Source organism: Nonomuraea sp. NPDC049784, from assembly GCF_040659615.1.
GTDB lineage: Bacteria > Actinomycetota > Actinomycetes > Streptosporangiales > Streptosporangiaceae > Nonomuraea.
In genome coordinates this window covers 1-2,646 of the sequence record NZ_JBFAMX010000972.1, presented here as the reverse complement: position 1 = coordinate 2,646, position 2,646 = coordinate 1, and the positions used below count along the sequence as shown (strand labels likewise).

The following is a 2,646-nucleotide window of genomic DNA, read 5'->3' as shown; positions in this document are numbered from 1 at the left end:
GCCGTACCCGCGCAGCCGTGCTGGCCACGTTGCGCGCCCCGGCCACCACCACGTCCGTGGCCGAACGGGTCGGCATCTCCCTCGGCTCTGCCAGCCAGCACACCACGGTACTGCGCAACGCCGGACTCATCTCAACCACCCGGACGGGCGGCGCCGTCCTCCACACCCTGACCCCCCTCGGACAGGCCCTCCTCCACAGCGGCCCGAACGTCGGCTCGTAACCCATGGCGCGCGACCGCGACGACGGCGGATTTCGCCAACCGCCGATCGGCCGGGGCACCCATGATGAGCAGCTCATTAACGGGTACGGCCCGGGCAGACCGGGCCCGCCGCGGTGAAGTATGGCGTTCCGTGGCCGTGCTGTGGGGCAAGCGAACGTCAAGGGCGTCAGGGCTTCGGGACGCGGTAGCGCAGGTGGGTCACGGACCCCGCGACGGGTTTCGCCTCCGGGATCAGCTCGGCCCGTTCCCCGGCGAACAGTGGTGTGCCCGCCCCCATCAGCAGGGGGACCAGGTGGATGCGCACCTCGTCGAGCAGGCCCGCCCTGAGCAGCTGCCGGGCGACGTCCGCACCCAGCACCAGGACGGCCTTGTCCCCGGCGGCATCCTTGGCGCGCCGGACTGCGGCCTCCAGCCCGTCGAAGGCGAACGTCCCGCCGTTGTCGCCGAGGAGGTCCTGCCTGGTCCGGTGGGTGACCACGAAGCTCGGGACGCCGGGCCATGGTGTGCCGCCCCACGGGACCACGCCGAGGTCAAAGGTACGCCGTCCGATGACGGCGGCTCCTACCGCCGCGTCCACCTGTTGGCGGATGCCGATGTCGACCCCGCCGTCCGGCCCTTTCCCGGCCATCCACTCGTGCAGCCGTTCGCCGCCGTCCCCCATAGGCTCCTCTTTCCGGACGTTCGGTCCCGCCGCGAACCCGTCCAGGGACATCGACACATCCAGCACTACCTTGCTCATCGCGAGCCTTCCTTCGATCCACCGGCGCCGCCATCCGGCGCCGTCACGAGAAGGTCGGAGCCGGCCCGACCGTCTCGACACCACGACGGAAAGATCAGTGGGAATGAACGTGAACGTGGAACACCCGGGTTGCTTCTGGCCGTACCTCGGCTGAACCCGGACATGGGCTCGACACCGCCGACTCGATGGAGGAACAGGCCGGACCCGCCCGACCGTTGCGGGACCGGCTCATGGGTGGGACGGGGCGGCGAGGGAGCCGACCTGGGTGTCGGTTCGCTTCTCCAGGCGGCTGCCGCGCGGTGGGGTGATGGTCATGATGGTGCTGGGGATGTCCAGGTGGATGCGGTGCCATCGCCCGCGCGGGACGATGGCGGCGGTTCCGGCCCACAGCCTGATCTCCTCTTCCATCTGTCCTGGCTGTTCCGGACGGAGGTAGATGCGTATCTTGCCGATGATGCAGGACACGACCTCCTCGGCCTCGGGGTGGACCTCCCAGTGGCCGGCGTGGACGTCGGCGCCGGTCTTGGCGTGGAAGGCCCTCAGGTGCCAGCCGTCCCGGTCGGCGTCCACGGGACTGGTCCGGGCGTGAATCCTGCCGCCCGTGTGAAGGTGAATGCAGGACGCGAAGAGCTCGATCGGGGTCACGGTCATGCCGAAACAACCTTCCTTTGGTGCGAGCCGATGAAATGCGCCGCCGACGCTTTCTTCCTCGTGGCAAGGCGGGCGCCTCCCCAGGGGGAGAGCCGGGAACGCCTGTGGGAGCAGCCACGCAGCCGTTCCCGGCTCTTCGACGGTCAGGCGGGGTTCTCGGCGGCGGCGGTCAGGACCGCACGGCCGAGGATGTGGCCGGCGATGGTGAATCCGAGGTAGGCAGGGGTGGCTTCGGCCGGGACGCCGATGGTCTCGATGTCGAGGGCGTGCACCACGATGAAGTAGCGGTGCGAGCCGTGCCCTGCCGGCGGGGCCGCGCCGATGAAGCACGCCGCGCGGGCGTCGTTGGGCAGCTGGTAGGCGCCCTCGGGAAGGCCCGAGCCGGTCTCGTCGCCCGCGCCCTCGGGCAGCTCGGTGACGGTGGCGGGGATGTCGGCCACGGCCCAGTGCCAGAACCCGGAACCGGTCGGCGCGTCCGGGTCGTACACCGTCACGGCGTAGCTCTTCGTCCCCTCGGGGGCACCGCTCCAAGACAGCTGCGGGGAGACGTCCTTGCCGCCCGGGAGACCGCTGGACATCTGCTCAGCGGGCCAGGGGGCGCCGTCGGTCAGCGTAGTGCTGGTGACGGTGAAGGAGGGCGCCTCAGGGAGACGGGCAAAGGGGTTGTTGGCGCTCATCACATGCTTCCTTCAGGGAGATGGTGGGTCGGTTGACGCCGGCCCGTGGCGACTGCTCGCCTATGGGAGGCGTCTGACGGTGATGGGGGTGGCCGTTGCGGCACCGTCGAGGACACCGTCCGGACACGATCGACGATAACACAGATAATCGATTATTTGATGGATGGTCTATGGTGTGGGCATGACGCAGACCGCCGGCACACCGACCAAGCAGATGCTCTCCGAGCGTGTTCACGCCCGGCTCCGGGAAGCGATCATGAGGGGCGCGTACGCCCCCAGCCAAGCGCTCAAGCCACAGGAGCTCGCCCAGCAGCACCAGGTCAGCCTGGCGGTCGTCCGCGAGGCCCTGGTAGGGCTG

The 2,646-nt window shown here is 69.7% G+C and carries 5 protein-coding genes; 2 read left to right on the top strand and 3 right to left on the bottom strand.

Features of this window, described 5'->3' with window-relative positions:
- On the top strand, positions 1-221 hold a 221-nt coding region (locus AB0J09_RS61890), incomplete at its 5' end, for a winged helix-turn-helix domain-containing protein (protein ID WP_360713461.1).
- Between the two features lie 166 nt (positions 222-387).
- On the opposite strand, the gene AB0J09_RS61885 is transcribed toward AB0J09_RS61890, so the two are convergent.
- From AB0J09_RS61885 to AB0J09_RS61875, 3 genes are all read right to left on the bottom strand, one after another.
- Positions 388-960, bottom strand: coding sequence for a dihydrofolate reductase family protein (locus AB0J09_RS61885; protein ID WP_360713459.1), 573 nt, complete (start codon positions 958-960; stop codon positions 388-390).
- Between the two features lie 228 nt (positions 961-1,188).
- Positions 1,189-1,611 (bottom strand): cupin, encoded by a 423-nt coding sequence (locus tag AB0J09_RS61880; protein ID WP_360713457.1) that lies wholly within the window; start codon positions 1,609-1,611, stop codon positions 1,189-1,191.
- A 143-nt stretch (positions 1,612-1,754) separates the two neighbouring features.
- Complete coding sequence (locus tag AB0J09_RS61875) at positions 1,755-2,288, bottom strand: YbhB/YbcL family Raf kinase inhibitor-like protein (RefSeq protein WP_360713455.1); 534 nt, start codon at positions 2,286-2,288, stop codon at positions 1,755-1,757.
- A gap of 163 nt (positions 2,289-2,451) precedes the next feature.
- Here AB0J09_RS61875 and AB0J09_RS61870 point away from each other — a divergent pair.
- The coding region (locus tag AB0J09_RS61870; RefSeq protein WP_360713453.1) for a GntR family transcriptional regulator at positions 2,452-2,646 on the top strand (195 nt) is incomplete at its 3' end.

Bases quoted from the DNA above. Each gene is read 5' to 3' on its own strand.
- AB0J09_RS61885 (WP_360713459.1), bottom strand. From the start codon at position 960: ATGAGCAAGGTAGTGCTGGATGTGTCGATGTCCCTGGACGGGTTCGCG.
- AB0J09_RS61880 (WP_360713457.1), bottom strand. From the start codon at position 1,611: ATGACCGTGACCCCGATCGAGCTCTTCGCGTCCTGCATTCACCTTCAC.
- AB0J09_RS61875 (WP_360713455.1), bottom strand. From the start codon at position 2,288: ATGAGCGCCAACAACCCCTTTGCCCGTCTCCCTGAGGCGCCCTCCTTC.